Annotated in this window: 18 protein-coding genes; 6 read left to right on the forward strand and 12 right to left on the reverse strand. The window is 74.3% G+C overall.

Annotation, left to right across the window (positions count from 1 at the left end):
• Positions 1-52 precede the first annotated feature (52 nt).
• Positions 53-1,060 (reverse strand): LLM class flavin-dependent oxidoreductase, encoded by a 1,008-nt coding sequence (locus tag ACFC8N_RS35240; protein WP_356032997.1) that lies wholly within the window; start codon positions 1,058-1,060, stop codon positions 53-55.
• Between the two features lie 64 nt (positions 1,061-1,124).
• On the opposite strand from ACFC8N_RS35240, the gene ACFC8N_RS35245 reads away from it, so the two are divergent.
• Positions 1,125-1,616, forward strand: coding sequence for a hypothetical protein (locus ACFC8N_RS35245; RefSeq protein WP_362819403.1), 492 nt, complete (start codon positions 1,125-1,127; stop codon positions 1,614-1,616).
• A 10-nt stretch (positions 1,617-1,626) separates the two neighbouring features.
• On the opposite strand, the gene ACFC8N_RS35250 is transcribed toward ACFC8N_RS35245, so the two are convergent.
• Positions 1,627-1,842, reverse strand: a complete 216-nt coding sequence (locus ACFC8N_RS35250) for a dodecin (protein ID WP_071382040.1) — start codon at positions 1,840-1,842, stop codon at positions 1,627-1,629.
• A 183-nt stretch (positions 1,843-2,025) separates the two neighbouring features.
• Here ACFC8N_RS35250 and ACFC8N_RS35255 point away from each other — a divergent pair, with 183 nt between their 5' ends.
• On the forward strand, positions 2,026-3,279 hold the full coding sequence (locus tag ACFC8N_RS35255; RefSeq protein WP_362819404.1) for an extracellular solute-binding protein: 1,254 nt from the start codon (positions 2,026-2,028) through the stop codon (positions 3,277-3,279).
• A 12-nt stretch (positions 3,280-3,291) separates the two neighbouring features.
• Here ACFC8N_RS35255 and egtD read toward each other — a convergent pair whose 3' ends face one another.
• Genes egtD through egtA form a run of 4 tightly spaced genes read right to left on the reverse strand, consistent with a single transcriptional unit; the run spans position 3,292 to position 7,767 of the window.
• A complete protein-coding gene (gene egtD, locus ACFC8N_RS35260) occupies positions 3,292-4,251 on the reverse strand; it encodes an L-histidine N(alpha)-methyltransferase (RefSeq protein WP_362819405.1) in 960 nt (319 codons plus the stop codon).
• Positions 4,248-5,063, reverse strand: a complete 816-nt coding sequence (egtC, locus tag ACFC8N_RS35265) for an ergothioneine biosynthesis protein EgtC (protein ID WP_376292913.1) — start codon at positions 5,061-5,063, stop codon at positions 4,248-4,250. Before egtC ends, egtD begins: the two co-directional genes overlap by 4 nt.
• A complete protein-coding gene (egtB, locus tag ACFC8N_RS35270; protein WP_376292916.1) occupies positions 5,063-6,415 on the reverse strand; it encodes an ergothioneine biosynthesis protein EgtB in 1,353 nt (450 codons plus the stop codon). Before egtB ends, egtC begins: the two co-directional genes overlap by 1 nt.
• Positions 6,412-7,767 (reverse strand): ergothioneine biosynthesis glutamate--cysteine ligase EgtA, encoded by a 1,356-nt coding sequence (gene egtA / locus ACFC8N_RS35275; RefSeq protein WP_356032982.1) that lies wholly within the window; start codon positions 7,765-7,767, stop codon positions 6,412-6,414. The genes egtB and egtA overlap by 4 nt, the downstream gene beginning before the upstream one ends.
• A 275-nt stretch (positions 7,768-8,042) precedes the next feature.
• Between egtA and ACFC8N_RS35280 the strand changes: the two genes are divergently transcribed.
• Complete coding sequence (locus tag ACFC8N_RS35280; protein ID WP_376292919.1) at positions 8,043-8,921, forward strand: TIGR02452 family protein; 879 nt, start codon at positions 8,043-8,045, stop codon at positions 8,919-8,921.
• Between the two features lie 26 nt (positions 8,922-8,947).
• On the opposite strand, the gene ACFC8N_RS35285 is transcribed toward ACFC8N_RS35280, so the two are convergent.
• Positions 8,948-9,394 (reverse strand): type II toxin-antitoxin system PemK/MazF family toxin, encoded by a 447-nt coding sequence (locus ACFC8N_RS35285; RefSeq protein WP_362819410.1) that lies wholly within the window; start codon positions 9,392-9,394, stop codon positions 8,948-8,950.
• Positions 9,395-9,708: 314 nt separating this feature from the next.
• Here ACFC8N_RS35285 and ACFC8N_RS35290 point away from each other — a divergent pair, with 314 nt between their 5' ends.
• Positions 9,709-10,188 (forward strand): hypothetical protein, encoded by a 480-nt coding sequence (locus ACFC8N_RS35290; protein WP_376293040.1) that lies wholly within the window; start codon positions 9,709-9,711, stop codon positions 10,186-10,188.
• 40 nt (positions 10,189-10,228) lie between these two features.
• Here ACFC8N_RS35290 and ACFC8N_RS35295 read toward each other — a convergent pair whose 3' ends face one another.
• Together ACFC8N_RS35295 and ACFC8N_RS35300 are read right to left on the reverse strand one after the other, a co-directional pair.
• Complete coding sequence (locus tag ACFC8N_RS35295; RefSeq protein ID WP_376292922.1) at positions 10,229-11,650, reverse strand: amidase; 1,422 nt, start codon at positions 11,648-11,650, stop codon at positions 10,229-10,231.
• A 170-nt stretch (positions 11,651-11,820) separates the two neighbouring features.
• Positions 11,821-12,384, reverse strand: coding sequence for an NAD(P)H-dependent oxidoreductase (locus ACFC8N_RS35300; protein ID WP_376292924.1), 564 nt, complete (start codon positions 12,382-12,384; stop codon positions 11,821-11,823).
• A 99-nt stretch (positions 12,385-12,483) separates the two neighbouring features.
• Here ACFC8N_RS35300 and ACFC8N_RS35305 point away from each other — a divergent pair, with 99 nt between their 5' ends.
• On the forward strand, positions 12,484-13,167 hold the full coding sequence (locus ACFC8N_RS35305; protein ID WP_356032972.1) for a helix-turn-helix domain-containing protein: 684 nt from the start codon (positions 12,484-12,486) through the stop codon (positions 13,165-13,167).
• A 7-nt stretch (positions 13,168-13,174) separates the two neighbouring features.
• Here the strand turns inward: ACFC8N_RS35305 and ACFC8N_RS35310 are convergent, their stop codons facing one another.
• A complete protein-coding gene (locus ACFC8N_RS35310; protein WP_376292926.1) occupies positions 13,175-14,347 on the reverse strand; it encodes an FAD-dependent oxidoreductase in 1,173 nt (390 codons plus the stop codon).
• Positions 14,348-14,371: 24 nt separating this feature from the next.
• Positions 14,372-15,058: a TetR/AcrR family transcriptional regulator gene (locus ACFC8N_RS35315; protein WP_362819415.1), complete on the reverse strand. Its 687-nt coding sequence runs from the start codon at positions 15,056-15,058 to the stop codon at positions 14,372-14,374.
• Positions 15,059-15,204: 146 nt separating this feature from the next.
• Between ACFC8N_RS35315 and ACFC8N_RS35320 the strand changes: the two genes are divergently transcribed.
• The gene (locus ACFC8N_RS35320; RefSeq protein ID WP_376293043.1) at positions 15,205-16,218 is read left to right on the forward strand and encodes a LacI family DNA-binding transcriptional regulator; all 1,014 of its coding nucleotides are present in this window, start codon (positions 15,205-15,207) and stop codon (positions 16,216-16,218) included.
• A 49-nt stretch (positions 16,219-16,267) separates the two neighbouring features.
• Here the strand turns inward: ACFC8N_RS35320 and trxA are convergent, their stop codons facing one another.
• Positions 16,268-16,642, reverse strand: coding sequence for a thioredoxin (trxA, locus tag ACFC8N_RS35325; RefSeq protein WP_356032964.1), 375 nt, complete (start codon positions 16,640-16,642; stop codon positions 16,268-16,270).
• Between the last annotated feature and the right edge of the window lie 93 nt (positions 16,643-16,735).

Consider the following 16,735-nt stretch of genomic DNA (forward strand, 5'->3'; position numbering starts at 1 on the left):
AGGCTTCCCCTCCCAGGTTCACCGTCCCCGGCTGCGTTCGCATCTCGGAGTCTCAGGCCCCCGGGGCGAACAGCGCGGCGAGCCGCCGGTAGGAGTCCAGCAGGGCCGTACGGTCGTAGGTGCTGGTCGTGACCAGCACCTCGTCGGCGTCCGTCTCCTTCAGCACCGTCTCCAGTTGCTGTCCGACCTGCTCGGCGGTGCCCGCGAGGTGCCCGGCGAGCCCGGCGTCGAAGAAGCCGCGCTCCTTCGCGGTCATCGGGCGGGCCTCGGTCTCCTCGGCCGGGGCGAGCGGCGGGAAGGTGCCGTGGGTGCGGGCGTACGCCATCGACCAGGCCTCCGGGACCAGCAGCCGCCGGGCCGCCTCCTCGGTGCCGGCCACCGCGATCGTGCCGGAGATCACGACGTACGGCTCGGGCGCCCAGGGGGAGGGGCGAAAGCCGGTGCGGTACGCGTCGATGCCGCGCAGCATCTTCTCGCGGCCGCGCAGATCGCCGATGACCAGGGGCAGCCCGGTGCGCGCCGCGACCCGCGCGCCCTCGCCCAGGGCCAGCACGAACGGCGGCACCCGCAGGCCCTCCGCGGGGCGGGCGTGCACCCCGGTCGGCGCGGTGCCCTCGAACCAGCCGAGCAGCTCGCCGAGCTGGGCGGCGAAGTCCTCGGCGTCCTCCTTGTCCCGGCCGAGCGCCCGGCGCACCCCGTCGGTGAAGCCGACGGACCGCCCGAGCCCCATGTCGATCCGGCCCGGGAACAGCGCCTCCAGGACGCCGAACTGCTCGGCGACGACGAGCGGCCGGTGGTTGGGCAGCATGACCCCGCCGGTACCGACCCGGATCGTGCGGGTGGCCGCGGCGATGGCGGCGGCGAGCACGGTCGGCGCGGAACCGGCCACCCCGGGCACGCCGTGGTGCTCGGCCACCCAGAACCGGTGGTAGCCGAGCGCCTCCGCCTCCCGGGCCAGCGTGACGGTGTCCCGCAGCGCCTCGGCGGGCGCCCGGCCCTCGCGGGTGCGGGAACGGTCGAGGACGGAGAACCGGGCCCGGGCGATCACTGAACTGCTCACGCAGATGTCAACGCTCTGGAGGGCCGGGGATTCCCGGGCGCCGGCCGCTGGCTAGGGTGGCGGCGTGACCGACAGCAGCAGGCGGCCGCTCGCCGTGTTCGACCTCGACAACACCCTCGCCGACACGGCCCACCGGCAGCACTTCCTGGAAGGAAAGCCGCGGAACTGGGACGGATTCTTCGCGGCCGCGCCGCAGGACCCGCCGATCGCCGAGGGCGTCGCGCTGGCCGTGGCGAGCGCGAGCGAGTGCGAGGTCGTCTATCTGACCGGCCGGCCCGAGCGCTGCCGGCGCGACACGCTGGACTGGCTCGCGGCCCACGGGCTGCCCGAGGGACGGGTGTTCATGCGCGGAAACGCCGACCGCAGGCCCGCCCGGTTCACCAAGCTGGAGATCCTGCGCCGGCTCGCCCAGGGCCGCGAGGTCCGCTTTCTCGTCGACGACGACGAACTGGTCTGTGACGACGCCGAGCGCGCCGGGTTCGGCGTCGTACGGGCACGCTGGACCGCGAAGTCCGAGGCGCTGCAAGAGGCTCAGGAGCGCGAAGGCCGTACGTGAGAGACGGGCGTCAGCCCTCGTCCTCGATCCGGAAGCCCACCTTCAGCCCCACCTGGTAGTGCTCGATCCGCCCGTTCTCGATCTGGCCGCGGACCTGGGTCACCTCGAACCAGTCGAGATTGCGCAGCGTCTGGTCGGCGCGCGCGATGGCGTTGCGGATGGCCTGGTCGACGCCCTCGTGCGAGCTGCCGACGATCTCGGTGACGCGGTAGGTGTGATTCGACATGGGAACGCTCCTCTCGTGTCACGCCATCCTCCACCGTGCCCCATCCCCGCCCGGGCCGCCCCTTGACCTTCGCATTGGTCCATACCAAAATCCCAGCACACCCGCACGAGCGCCGCCGCTCGTCCCCCCACGTCGGGCCCCCACACCTGTCCGCACCCCTTGCCAGACAGAACAGGACCCCTCGTGAGACGTCGTCTGCTCGCCCTCGTCTGTGCCACCGGTTCCCTCGTGAGCGCCTGCGGGATGCTTCCGGGCGCGCACCCGCGCACGACCGTCACCGTGTGGCTGATGAAGGACAGCGCCTCCAAGGACTTCCTCCGGCGCTTCACCGACGACTTCGAACGCACCCACCGGGACCTGCGCCTCGACATCCGCATCCAGGACTGGACCGGCATCGTCGCCAAGGTCCGCGCGGCCCTGAAGGCTCCCTCCGGCGACGGACCCGACGTCGTCGAGGTCGGCAACACCCAGGTGCCGCTGTACGCCGACGGCGGCCGGCTCGCCGACCTGACCCTGGAGTCGATGCGGGACTGGGGCCAGGACGCGTGGCTGCCCGCCCTCGCCGAGCCCGGCAAGGACGGCAACGCGCAGTACGGCATTCCCTGGTACGCGGCCAACCGCGTCGTGATCTACCGCAAGGACCTGTTCGAGGCGGCCGGCATCACCGCCCCGCCGAAGACCCGCGAGGAGTGGCTCGCCGACACGGAGCGGCTCGACTCCGGCGGGAACCAGGGGATCTACCTCGCCGGCCAGGACTGGTACACACTCTCCGGGTTCGTCTGGGACGAGGGCGGCGACCTCGCCGTGCAGAAGGACTACGACTGGAAGGGCGCCCTGGACACCCCGGCCGCGCTGCGCGGCATGGACTTCTACCGGCGGCTCCAGGCGCTCGGCCGGGGTCCCGTGGGCGCCGACGAGGAACACCCGCCGCAGGCCGGGGTGTTCGCGGGCGGCAGGGTCGCCCAGATCGTCGCCGTACCGGGGCTCGCCCAGTCGATCGTGCAGCAGAACCCGTCCCTGAAGGGCAAGTTGGGCTTCTTCCCGGTGCCCGGGAAGACCGCCGCGCGGCCCGGCACGGTGTTCACCGGCGGCTCGGACCTCGTCGTCCCGCAGAACACCAGGGACCAGTTCGCCGCGACGGCCGTCGTGGGCGCGCTCACCGGCGCCACGTGGGACACCGAACTCGCCCGCACCATGAACTACGTGCCCAACAAGACCACGCTGGCGGGCGCGGTCGCGGGAGAGGAGGGGGTCGCCGCCATGGCCGCGGGTGCGGCGCACGGCCGGGCGACCCCCAGCACCCCTCAGTGGGCCGACGTCGAGGCCGACAACCCGATCAAGCGGTACATGACCCGGGTGCTGACCGGGGCGGACCCGCAGACCGAGGCCCGCCGGGCCTCCCGCAGGATCACCGAGGAGCTGACCCCCCGTCTGTGACGAACCGCCGGCTCACCGGGCCATGCTCAGCGACAGCGCGAACCGCTCCTGCGCGTCGGTCCACCAGTGGGTCAACTCCAGCCCTGCGTCGGCGAGTTCCTCGGTCACCCCGGCGCGGCGGAACTTCGCCGACACCTCGGTGCGCAGCTCCTCGCCCGCCGCGAAGTCCACGGCGAGGTCCAGCGCGGGCACCTTCACGGTCTGCGCGAGACGGGAGCGCAGGCGCATCTCGATCCACTCGCGCTCGGGGTCCCACAGGGCCACGTGGTCGAAGGCGTCCGGGTCGAAGTCGGCGTCCAGCTCACGGTCGACGACGGCCAGCACGTTCTTGTTGAACGCCGCCGTCACCCCGGCCGCGTCGTCGTAGGCCCGCACCAGCACCCGCTCGTCCTTGACGAGGTCGGTGCCGAGCAGCAGCCCGTCGCCCGGTGCCAGCAGGGCACGCACGGCGGCCAGGAACTTCGCGCGCTCGTCGGGCAGCAGATTGCCGATCGTGCCGCCGAGGAACGCCAGCAGCCGGGGCCCGGGGGTGGCGGGCAGTTCCAGCGGGGCGGTGAAGTCCGCGATGAGCGCGTGCACTTCGAGGCCCGGCCGCTCCTCGACGAGTGCCTGCCCGGCCTGGGTGAGGGCGCTCTCGCTGACGTCGACCGGGACGTACGCCGCGGGCGCGAGCGCGTCGAGCAGATGGCGGGTCTTCTCCGAGGAGCCCGAGCCCAGCTCGATCAGCGTGCGGGCACCGCTGGCCGCGGCGATCTCGCCGCTGCGGGCGGCGAGGATCTCCCGCTCGGCGCGCGTCGGGTAGTACTCGGGCAACTCGGTGATCCGCTCGAACAGTTCGCTGCCGCGGGCGTCGTAGAACCACTTCGGCGGCAGCCACTTGGGGTGGTCGGTCAGGCCGTGCAGGACGTCGGTGCGCAGCGCGGCGTCCGTCGCGTCCTCGGGCAGGGTGCGGGTGACGAGAAGGGGGCTCACGTACAGGGCTCCTTCGACGATGGGGGTCCCCCCGCTCGGGCGGAGTCGAGAGCGGGGGAGGACGCGGGGTCCTCCAGCGGGGCGAGCAGCACACCGGCGCGGCTCGCGGTGAGCACGGTGCGGTCGGGGACCTCCTGCCAGAGCGGGTCGTCGTCGTACGGCTCGGAGGCGCAGACCGTGCTGCGTCCGGGCTCCGTGCGGTACCAGAGGCTGTCGCCCCAGCGGGTGGCGGCGATGGTCTCGCCGTCCGTCAGCAGCAGATTGAGCCGGGAGGCGGGCGCCGCCCCGGCCAGCTGGCGAACCGTTTCGCCGAGTGCCTGGCCGGGTCCGTCGCCCGAGCGCAGCCGGTGCAGGACCAGCGCCCAGACGAACGCCGAGTCGCTGCGGGCCTCCAGCGTCAGCAGGTCGACCGGCGGCAGGGCGGACAGCAGCGGGGCGGCCACGTCCGGCCAGCCCGCGACGGCGCCGTTGTGGCTGAACAGCCACCGCCCCGACGCGAAGGGCGCCGCGGCCGCCTCGGCGTCCGCGCCCGCCAGCGTCGCGTCCCGTACGGCCGCGAGGACGGCGCCGGAGCGCACCACCCGGGCCAGGTCGGCGAAGGACAGGTCCGTCCAGATCGGCCCGGCCCGCCGGTAGCGCGCCGGGACGGGATCCTCCGGGGCGTACCAGCCCACGCCGAAGCCGTCGGCGTTGACCGTCCCGGACGCCTGGCGCTGCGGTGCCCACGACTGGTGCACCAGACTGTGCGGCGGCTCCGTGAGGAGCTGCCCGAGCCGTATCTCCGGCCCCAGGTAGGCGATGTGACGGCACATCAGAGGGCCTCCGAGCGGGCGGTGCGGAACCCGGAGAAGATCTGCCGGCGGATCGGGTAGTCCCAGTTGCGGAACGTGCCCCGGCAGGCCACCGGGTCCACGGCGAACGAACCGCCGCGCAGCACCTTGTACTCGGGGCCGAAGAACACCTCCGAGTACTCCTTGTACGGGAAGGCCCGGAAACCGGGGTACGGCAGCAGGTCGCTCGCCGTCCACTCCCACACGTCCCCGATCAACTGCCGTACGCCGAGCGGGGATTCACCCGCCGGGTAGCTGCCGGCGGGCGCCGGGCCGAGGTGGCGCTGACCGAGGTTGGCATGCTCGGGCGCCGGGTCGGCGTCGCCCCACGGGTAGCGGCGCGAGCGGCCGGTGGCCGGGTCGTGCCGGGCGGCCTTCTCCCACTCCGGTTCGGTGGGCAGCCGCCGACCGGCCCAGCGGGCGTAGGCGTCGGCCTCGTACCAGCACACGTGCAGCACCGGCTCGTCCGGCGGGACCGGCTCGGTGGCCCCGAACCGGCGGCGCAGCCACTGCCCGCCCTCCCGGTGCCAGAACAGCGGGGCCGTGATCGCGTGCTGCCGGATGTGCGCCCAGCCCTCCGGCGTCCACCAGCGCTCGCTGTCGTAGCCGCCGTCCTCGATGAACGCCTGGTACGCCGCGTTCGTCACCGGGGTCGTGTCGATCCAGTACGGCGCCACCTCCCGCACGTGCGCCGGGCGTTCGTTGTCCAGTGCCCACGGCTCGCCGGAGGTGCCCATGGTGAACGGGCCGCCGGGTACGAGGACTTCGGCCGGGCCGGTGAACGTCGGCGCCGGGTCGGGGTCGGGGGCGGTCAGCGCCCGCGGCCCCTTTCTGAGCTGATGGGTGATCAGCATCGTCTCGTCGTGCTGCTGTTCGTGCTGGGCGATCATCCCGAAGGCGAAGCCGGCCTCGGTCAGCCGGGAGCCGTGGAAGTCGGCGCCCTCCAGCAGATCCAGTACGCGGCCGCGCACCTCGGCCGCGTAGTGCCGGGCCTCGGCGGGCGGCAGCAGCGGCAGCGAGGGGCGCGCGGCGCGCGGGTGCTCGAAGGCGTCGTACAGGCCGTCGATCTCGGGCCGCATCGCCTCCCGGCCGCCGACCGCCCGCAGGAGCCACAGCTCCTCCTGGTTGCCGATGTGCGCGAGGTCCCACACCAGCGGGGACATCAGCGGGGAGTGCTGGGCGGTCAGGTCCGGGTCCTCGACGCAGGTCGTCAGCAGCGTGGTGCGGTCCCGGGCCGTGACGAGCGAGGCGAGCGCGCGCTCGCGCAGGGCCTCGCTGTCCGGGGCGTCCGGCTCGGCCGTACCGGTGTGCGTGCCGGTGTCGGGGGCGCTCATGTGCGGATGTCCTTCCTGCGGTGGTCGGGGGGAGTGCCTCCCGTGTTTCCGGTGCGGTGGGGCCGGGCCGGCTCCGTGCGGCGGCGCCGGTCCAGCAGGTCGTCGGCCGGGCTGCGGCCCCGGGCGACGTGACGGTCCCGGTACGCGGCCACCGCGCCGATCACCTCGGCGTCGGCGCCGAGCCGGGGCAGCGCCTCCAGCGCCGCCGCGAAACACTCGGCGGCGATCTCGCGCAGCTCCGGGTCGGCGAGCCCGGAGCGGGCCGCGTCGGTCCACAGCGGATTGTGCGGCGCCGGCCGGTGCAGCGTCCGCTCCGCCAGCGGTTTCACGCTCCGGTACGCCGTCTCGGCGGCCGCCGGATCGTCGAACAGCGCCGCCGTCACCGCGAGCGGCACGATCCAGCCGTCCTCGCCGGGCTGCGCGTCGATCATGCGCAGCTCCAGATGACCGCGCGGCCGGACCGGCGGGAACAGCGTGGTCAGGTGATAGTCCAGGTCGGCCCGGGTGGGCGGCCGGGGTGTGCCGGAGCGGGTCCACTCCCGGAAGGTGAGCCCCTCGGGCACCTCCCACGGCCCGCCGCCGTCCCGGCGGACGCACATCACCGGCGAGTCCAGCACATGCCGGGCCCAGGCGCCGCGGGCGTCGCCGTGCAGCGGGGGAGCGCCCGCGCGGCCGGCGCCGATCTCCATCCACAGCAGCTGCCGGGTGGACTGCCAGCCCGTGGGCTCCTGGCCGATCAGCGGGGAGTTGGCGAACGCGGCCACCAGGACCGCGCCCAGGTGATGCGCCAGCCACCAACGCCGCTCGTGTCCGAGCGGTCCGGGCTCCTCCTGCCCGGCGTCCACGCAGACCTGCACGGACGCGGAGGAGCACATCATGTGCCGGCCGGCCGGACCGGTGCGGTCCAGGCACGTCTCCATGGCGTCGTAGCGCGGCTCGTGCAGGAACCGGCGCGGGGTGTGCCAGGGATCGTGGCCGACGCCGACGAGGGTGAGACCGTCCTCGGCGAGGACGCCGCGCACGGTGTCCAGATCGGCGGAGACGGTGCGGATGCACTCCATCAGGGAGGCGGCGGGCGGCGAACTCAGCTCCAGCTGGCCGCCGGGCTCCACGGTGAGCGGCGACCGCAGGGGCAGGGCCCGCAGGGCGGCGTAGGCCGCCCGAAGTCGTTCGGGTGTCACGGGGAGCTGCGGCGCGCGCAGCTCGTGGACCAGCCATTCCAGTTCGACACCGAGCGCGCGCGGCGGCCCGGTCTTGAAGCAGATGCCCCGGACCAGAGCCTCCACCTCGGCCTCGGTGACGGCGGTGCGGTGGTCCGTACAGTCACCACCGTCACTCTTCGAGTCGGACATGTCGGGATCCTCCTGAGATTCCACCATGCCATCTGCCCGGTTCGTCATGGGGCCGGGCAGGCATGCGCTCTACCCAAGACCCTGGAGCTGGTTCGCACAAGAGTGCCCCACCGGATGTTCCGGTTCGGTCATATCCGTTTCCCGCGCGTTCTCCGGGGTGTTCCGGCGCGGGAAACTCCGTTGCGGCGTACGACCAGCATCGCCCAGGATGCGTGCATGAGCACGACGGGGGAGACCGCGCGGGCGGTCGTCACGGCGTCCACGGGGGTGGCGCCGTGAGCGCACGCCTGCGCGGGATCGCCGCGGAGACGGAAGCGATCGTGGCCGCGGGCCGGTACCGCGCGCCGGACGGCCGGGAGGTCTTCCTCGCGGCGGACATCGAGGCCGCGCGGGCCGGGACGCGGATGTTCGGGCCCGAACCGGTCTCCGTACGGCAAACGGGTGACGCGCCCGCGGCCGGGGAGGCCGTTGCCGAGAGCGCGCGCGGCACGCAGGGCGCCGAGGATGCCGGTTGCGGGGGCACCGTCTTCGAGGTGACCGGTGAGAGCAGCCTGGAGGCCGCCCGCCGGCTGTCCGGCGCTCCCGTCGCCGTCCTGAACTTCGCCTCGGCCCGCAATCCGGGCGGTGGCTACCTCAACGGCGCGCAGGCCCAGGAGGAGGCGCTGTGCCGCGCCTCCGCGCTGCACACCTGCCTGCTCACGGCCCGCCGCTTCTACGATCACCACCGCGCCGACCGCGACCCGTTCTACACGGACCGGGTGATCCACTCTCCGGCCGTTCCGGTCTTCCGCGACGACCGCGGCCGGCTGCTGACCGAGCCGTTCCGCGCGGGCTTCCTGACCGCGGCCGCCCCCAACGCGGGCGTCGTACGGCGTACGGCACCGCAGCGCGCCGACGCGTTGCCGGGCGCCCTGGCGGCCCGTGCCGAGCGGGTGCTGGAGACGGCCGCCGCCCAGGGCTATGGCCGGCTGGTGCTGGGTGCCTGGGGCTGCGGCGTGTTCCAGAACGACCCGGCGCAGGTCGCGGGCGCCTTCCGGGCCCTGCTCGGACCCGGCGGCCGGTTCGCCGGGAGTTTCGGCCACGTGGTGTTCGGGGTGCTGGACCGGACGCCGGGAGCGGTGGTGCGGGAGGCCTTCGCGCGGGCGTTCGCCTGACGCCTGACGGCCGGCGGCGGTGCCGGTCAGGTCCAGTTGTAGCGCTCGTGCAGGCGCCGGCGGACCAGGTCGAACCGCCCGCGGTCCAGTGCGCACGCCTCGCGCCGCATGCCCTGCTCGTGCAGCCGCAGCACGCGGTCCACATCCACCCAGGAGTCCCGGTCCGAGCGGTCCCACGGTCCGCTGCCGATCGCCACGTAGTCGCGGTCGCCGTCGTGCCGCTTGCTCGTCAGCTGGACGGCGAGGACGGTGCCCGCCGCCTCCCGGGCGACGACCAGCACCGGGCGGTCCTTGCCCCGGCCGTCGTGCTCCTCGAAGGGCACCCAGGTCCACACGATCTCGCCGGGGTCGGGGTCGCCGTCGTGGGCGGGGGAGTACTCGGTGCGCACCCGGCCGACCTCGCGCGGGTCGGCCTCGGTGGTGGCGTGGGGGCCGTACCGGCCGGGGACGTTCTCTTCGGTAAACGTGCTCACGGGGGCACACCCTAGCGGTCGGCCGCGACGGGGCAACGGGCGCCCGTCGAATGGCTGTTGCGGTGGGTGCGGGGGCGTCCCGGGAGCGCCCCGGCGGGTCAGGCGTCGGCCCGGCGCGTGCCGAGGGACATGCCGGGGCGGCGGCGGTGCACGGTCACGTACGTCAGCCCGGCCGCACCGGCGGTGAGCCCGCGGGCGGAGCCGTGCGGCAGCCAGACCAGGGCGCCCTCGTGGCCGACGGGTTGGTCGAGCGCCGGACCGTGCGGTCCCCGGGACCGGGCCGGCCCGCCGTCGGCTACGTCGTGCGGCCCGGCATGGACCGCGGTGGCGCCCGTGACTACCGGCTGCCCGCCCGCGTCCTGCTGAGCCGGTGGGCCTCCGCCGATCCGGCCGAGGCGCGCGCGGCGGCGACGGAGACGGGCCGGGCGTGGGGCGGCTTCCTGGAGGCCCCGCTGAAGTTCCGCGCACCGGGCGTCACCATCCCGATCGGCCTCGGCATAGGCCGGCTGGTGTTCCGGGCGCTGAACGCCGTGGAGGCGGTCCTGGCGGTCGTGATGATCGTCGCGGTCGCGGTGGGCGGTGCCCCGGCCGCGGTCGTCGCACCGACCACGGCGGTCGCCGTGCTGCTCCTCGCTCAGCTCGCCGTGGTCCGCCCCGTCCTCAACCGCCGCTCCGACCGCGTCATCGCGGGCGAGGACCTGCCCCCCTCGCACAGCCACCTCTGGTACGTGGCGCTGGAACTCCTCAAGGTCGCCGCCCTGATCGCCCTGGGAATCGCCCTGCTCACGGCGTGACCGCTCCCGCACGACCCCGGCAGGCAGCGTGCCCTTGCCCTCACGCCGCCGCAGCGTTCGCCGTCCGCTCCGGTGGCCATTGCTCGTGCCAGCGCAGCTCTGCTTCCAACTGCGCGGCGAGGGAGACCAGTCGGGGCTCGCTGCCGGCCGGGCCGAGGAGCTGGGCGCCGACCGGCAGGCCGCCGTCCACGAAGCCGGCGGGCACGTTCACGCCCGGCCACCCGAGCACGTTCCACGGCCAGGCGTACGGGCAGGCGGCGATCATCGCGCGGTCCAGGGCCGGCCCGCCCAGCCGGTGCAGCGCGCCGACGAGGGGCGGGGGAGCGGCCGTGGTCGGCGCGAGGATCACGTCGTACGAGGCGAAGAACCGGCCGATCCGCCGGTGCAGCACCGGCTCCGCGCGCCGGGCGGCCCGCAGCGGGACCCCGCCGAGCAGCCGGCCCAGCCGGGCCGCGTCCCGGGTGCGCGGATCGAGCAGCGCCGGGTCGGGGGTCTCGCGGACCAGCTCGGCGATCCCGGCGGTGGCGCGCGGCAGGAAGGCCAGCCCGATCTGCCCGTACGGCGGATCGGCCTCCTCGACCTCGTGTCCCAACGCGGCCAGCCGGTCCGCGAGTTGGACGATCCGGGTGCGGATCTGCGGGTGCAGCCGGGCCGGCAGCGCGGTGAACGGCGGCTTCAGGGACAGCGCGACGCGCAGCCGGCCGGGGTCGCGGCCGACGGCGTCCGCCACCGTGAGGGCGGCCGGCCGGTGCGGGTCCCGGGGGTGGTTGCCGCTCGCCGCGTCCAGCAGCAGGGCCGCGCCGGCGACCGTGCGGGCGAGCGTGCCGTTGACCGTGATCCCGTGGAAGGACTCGGCGCACGGCCAGGTCGAGATGCGGCCGCGCTGCGGTTTGATGCCGACCAGATGGGTCCACGAGGCCGGGATCCGCACCGAACCGGCGCCGTCGGAGCCCAGCGCGGCGGGCACGAGTCCGGCGGCGACGGCGGCGGCCGAGCCTCCGGAGGAACCGCCGGGGGTGTGCCCGGTGTGCCACGGGTTGCGGGTGTCCCCGAACGCCGGCCCCTCGGTGAACGGCCACTGGCCCAGCTCACAGGTGTTGGTCTTGCCGACGATCACCGCACCGGCCGCGCGCAGCCGCCGTACCGCCTCGGCGTCCGCGGCGGCCGGCGGGAAGTCGCCGCGGCAGCCGAACGCGGTCGGCTCGCCCGCCACGTCCATGTCGTCCTTCACCGCCACCGGCACCCCGAGCAACGGGCGCCGCGTCCCGGCGGCCAACTCCCGGTCCGCGGCGTCGGCCTCGGCGAGCGCGGCCTCGGCCCGCACGATCCGGAACGCGTTCAGCGTCCCCTGCGTGGCCTCGATCCGCGCCAGCGTCCGTTCCACCAGCGCGCGTGAGGTCACCTCCCCATCGGCGAGCGCACGGCGCGTCTCCACGAGGCCGGTGGCACGGTCGGGAGTCATGGGCAGCACCTCCGGGAGGCTCCGGGCACGACGTCTACCGAACGGTAACCTCAAGTCCCGGACTTCCACAGCCATTTCACCTCGGGAGGCGGTCGCCCCTCCCGTGCGAGAGGGGGCCGGAGCGGACTCCGGCCCCCTGTGGGGTACGCCCCTCGCGGGTGACCGTGGCCTCAGGCGGCCGCGGCCTCGCCCACGTTGCCGTGCAGACGGGCGACGACCTCGGTCAGCTGGGCGGCGACCTCGGCGTCGTCCGCCGGGTGGGTCTCGGCGAACCGGGTCACGGAGCCCGGGATGGACAGCTTGATGTCCTCGATCACCTTGCCGCCGGCGATGCCCACCGCCTTGCGGGTGTCGTCCTGCGCCCACACGCCGCCGTACTGGCCGAAGGCGGTGCCGATCACGGCGACGGGCTTGCCGCCGAAGGCGCCGGCGCCGTAGGGGCGGGACAGCCAGTCGATGGCGTTCTTCAGCACGGCGGGGATGGTGCCGTTGTACTCGGGCGAGAACAGCAGGAACGCGTCGGCGGACTGGGCGGCCGCGCGCAGCTTCGCGGCGGCGGCCGGGACGCCGCCCTCGACGTCGACGTCCTCGTTGTAGAAGGGGACGTCGGCCAGGCCGTCGTACAGCACGACCTCGGCGCCCTCCGGAGCGAGCTTGACGGCGGCCTCGGCGAGCTGGCGGTTGTGCGAACCGGCGCGGAGGCTGCCGACGAGCGCGAGGATACGAACAGACATGGGAACTCCAAGGGGCTGAAACATCGCTGTTACGATCCGGACCGGGGTCCGTTTAATTGTGTACCACCCTAAGCGGACCGCGGTCCAGTTCTGTTCCCGATGCTTTACGCTGGCTTCATGTCCGCCGCCCTGCCGCCCTTCCCGACGCCCGAGGAGCCCCTCGACGCTCCCCAGCTGCTTCAGGTCGCGCCCTCCCCCGAGGAGCCGTGCCTGCGCGCCGACGCGGCCCGCAACCGGGCCCGCCTGCTGGAGGCCGCGGCCCGGCTGATCGCCGAGCACGGCGTGGCCGGCGTCACCATGGAGGCCGTCGCCGCGGCGGCCCAGGTGGGCAAGGGCACGGTGTTCCGCCGCTTCGGCGACCGTACGGGGCTGCTGATGGCCCTGCTCGACCACTCGGACCGGCAGCTCCAGGCCGACTTCCTGGGCGGGCCCCCGCCACTGGGCCCCGGGGCGCCGCCCCTGGACCGGCTGCGCGCGTTCGGCGTGGCGGTGCTGTACCGCTCCGCCGAGCAGCTCGACCTCCAGCTGGCCGCCCAGCCGGACCCCACCCGGCGCTTCTCGCATCCGGCGATCGGGGCGCGGCGCACGCACATCGCGATGCTGCTGCGGCGGATCGTGCCGGACGCCGACTGCGACCTGCTGTCCCAGACGCTGCTGGCCTCGCTCGACCCGGCGCTGATCCACCATCAGCACCGCCAGCGCGGGATGCCCATGGAGCGGCTGGAGGCCGGCTGGACCGACCTGGTCGCCCGGGTGACCCGCACCGAGCCGCCACCCCGCTGACGCTCGCTCAGGAGTGCTCGGCGAACAGGTCGAGGAGCCCCTGCGGGGCGTCGGCGCGCAGCAGCCGGTCACTGTTCTGGGCCGACTCCCGCGCGGACACCTCGGCACGCCGGAACATCCGGTCCTCGTAACGCGCCAGCGCGGCCTCGTGGTTCCCGGGGTGCGCGACCAGCGCGAGGCCCAGTTCGGCGCCGTCGATCAGCGCCAGGTTGGCGCCCTCGCCCGCGAACGGCGACATCAGATGCGCCGCGTCCCCGAGCAGGGTGACCCCGGGCACCCGCTGCCAGCGGTGCCCGACCGGCAGCGCGTGGATGCGCCGGGGCACCAAGGGCCCGTCCGCGTCGGCGACCAGGGCCCGCAGGCGCTCGTCCCAGCCGTCGAACTCCTTCAGCACGGCCGCCTTCGCCGCCTCCGGGTCGCCGAAGTCGATGCCGTCCAGCCAGTCCTCCGGCGCCTCGACGGCCGTGTAGACGTGCAGACTGCCGTCGCTCTCGCGGTGCGCGAGGAACCCCCGGCCCGCGCCGAGCGCGAACAGCATGCCGCCGCCGACCACCGCCGCGCTCGCCGGGTGCCGCAGGTCGGCCTCCGGCAGATCCGCCTCGACGAACGACACCCCCGTGTACGCGGGCCGGGCGGGGGAGAGCAGCGGGCGGATCCGGGACCAGGCGCCGTCCGCGCCGACCAGCAGGTCCGTGGTGAACGCCGTGCCGTCGGCGAGCGTCACCTCGTGCCGGCCGCCGCCCAGCGGGCGCGCCCCGGTGACCTTGGCGCCCCAGCGGACCGTGCCCTCGGGCAGCGAGCCGAGCAGCAGCGCGCGCAGCTCGCCCCGGTCGATCTCGGGCCGGCCGCCGGTGCCGTCGTCGGACTCGGCCAGCCGGACCGTGCCGTACCGGTCGAGCACCCGCACGGCCTGGCCGCCGGGAAGGACCCGCCGCAGGAACTCCTCGTGCAGTCCGGCGGCGCGCAGCGCCTCCTGGCCGGAGTCGTCGTGGATGTCGAGCATGCCGCCCTGGGTCCGTGCGTCTGCCGAGGCGTCCAGGTCGAACAGGGCGGCCTCGACGCCGTGCACCCGCAGCACCCGGGCGAGCACGAGCCCCCCGAGCCCCGCACCGACCACGGCGACGGGGTGGTGCGGGAGGGGAGAGGAAGAGGAAGAGGAAGAGGAAGGAGAGCTGGTCATGGTGGGCTCCTGGTAGGTGGTGCGTCAGTCGGGCACCGACGTTCGCTCGATGCCGTTGATCAGGGTCCGGAAGGCCCACGACAGACGGGCCTCGGGAGTGCCGGACAGCAGGGCGCCGGCGCTCTCGGCGATGCGCGGGTGGGTGTCGGCAGGTGATGAGCGCAGAGCGCGGGACAGCGCCTGCCAGTCGGCTGGGGACTCCTCCCCGGCGTGCTCCGCGGCGGTCGCGGTGGCGTGCTGGAGCAGCAGGTCGACGCCCCACGCCGCCTGCGCGCGCGGCACCCCGCCCTCGTGGAGCAGCTCCAGCAGGGTCTCGATGAGCCGCAGATAGTGCGGGCCGCTCGGCCGTGCGGTCAGCGCCGAGCGGGCGAGGCTCGGGTGGTCCAGGAGCATCGCCGTGTACGCGGTGAGCACCCGCTCCAGCCGCTCCCGCCAGTCGCCCGCGGCCGGAGCGGGCCCGACCGTGCCGAGCAGTTCGTCCAGGACGGCCGCGTGCAGCTCGTCGGTGTTGCGGACGTACACGTACAGCGAGGCCGGACCGGTGTCCAGCTCCTGCGCGAGGCGCCGCATGGTCACCTTGCGCAGCCCCTCCGCGCGCAGGATCGCGACGGCGGCGGTGACGATGCCCTCCCGGGTGAGGGCGGGCTTGGCGGGGCGCTCGCGGCGGGAGCGGGGGGAGTGCGGGGAGCCGGGGGAGTCGGGAGCGGTCATGGATCCACCGTAACGAACATGTTCGCCGCGAACAAGTTCGTAACGAACATGTTCGTTACGATCGTGGAATCCCGGACCGCACGGGATTTCGTCGAACGATGAATCACGTCGCCCCGCCCGATCCCGGCCCCCGCGCCTCTGCCAAGATGCGGTCTGTCATGGTGCAGATACCGAACACGCCCACGAGCGCCGACGTCGCCCGCCTGGCCGGAGTCTCCCGCGCGACCGTGTCCTATGTCCTCAACAACACCAGTGCTGTACGGATCAGCGAACCGACGCGCCGGCGCGTCCACGAGGCCGCCCGGGAACTGGGGTACGTGCCCCATGCCGCCGCCCGCAGCCTGCGCGCCGGGCACAGCCGCATGGTCCTGATGCCCGCCCCCGTGATCCCGGCGGGCCCCCTCTACAGCGGGTTCCTCAACGAACTCCAGCAGGCGCTCGGCCGTCTGGACTACACCGTCGTGCAGTACGGCACGGACGGCTCACGCGGCGACGAAGCCGCCCGCGCCTGGGCCGAGTTGCGGCCGGTCGCCGTCCTGGTGCCCGGCGCGGAACTGGGGCCGCAGGGGGTGCAGGTCCTCAAGCGCTCCGGTGCCCGGGCGGTGGTCACGCTCGGCCCCGTGCGCGTCGACGGCGCGCACGCCCTGTTGACGGACCACGACGCGGTCGGCCACTGCGCGGGTGCCCATCTGCACGCCGTCGGCCGGCGCCGGATCGGGGTCGTGGTGCCACGGGAGCCCGGCCTGGAGTTCTACTCGCGGCCCCGGCTCGCCGGCGTGCGCGAGGCCCTGCGCGGCACGGACGCGGCCGCGACCGAGCTGCCGCTCGCGTACACGGAGGCGTCCGCCGCCGGACTCGCCGCCCAGTGGCGGGAGTTGGGGCTCGACGCCGTGTTCGCCTACAACGACGAGTACGCGATGCTGCTGATGCGCGCCCTGCAGGACGAGGGGGTCCGGGTCCCCGAGGACGTGGCCGTGATCGGCGCCGACGACCTGATGCTCGGCCGGCTGCTGCGCCCCCGCCTCAGCACGGTCCACGTCGACCTGCCGTCCGGCCGCGACCTGGCCGACCTGGTCGACCGGGCGGTGCGCGAACCCGGCGGCGAGCCGGAGGTGCACACGGTGCTGGGGGCCTCGGTCGTCCGGCGGGAGTCCACCTGACCCGCCCGACCGGGGCCCCGGCCCGTGCAGCCGTACGCTCGCGGTCGCGCTACTGCACGCCGCCCTGCTGGGCGGCCACGCTCTTGCGGACCTCGTCCATGTCCAGCTTCCGCGCCTGCCCGATGACGTCCGTCAGGGCGGCCTCGGGCAGGGCGCCCGGCTGGGCGAACACGGCGATCTTGTCCCGGACGATCATCAGCGTCGGGATCGACTGGATGTTGAAGGCCTGCGCCAGCTCCGGCTGTGCCTCGGTGTCCACCTTGCCGAAGACCAGGTCGGGGTTGGCCTCGGCGGCCTTCTCGTAGACCGGCGCGAACTGCCGGCACGGCCCGCACCAGGACGCCCAGAAGTCGATGAGAACGAACTCGTTCTCGGTGACCGTCTGGTCGAAGTTGTCCTTGGTCAGCTCCACGGTGCTGCTCATGGTGTGAATCCCTACTTCCCGGTGTGGGGGTTGTGCCGTCGGCGCAAACACGGCTGTCAGGCCGCCTATTCCACAGGCGCACACCTGCGTGTC

Origin of the sequence: Streptomyces sp. NPDC055966 (genome assembly GCF_042269865.1) — a bacterium.
Taxonomy (GTDB): domain Bacteria; phylum Actinomycetota; class Actinomycetes; order Streptomycetales; family Streptomycetaceae; genus Streptomyces.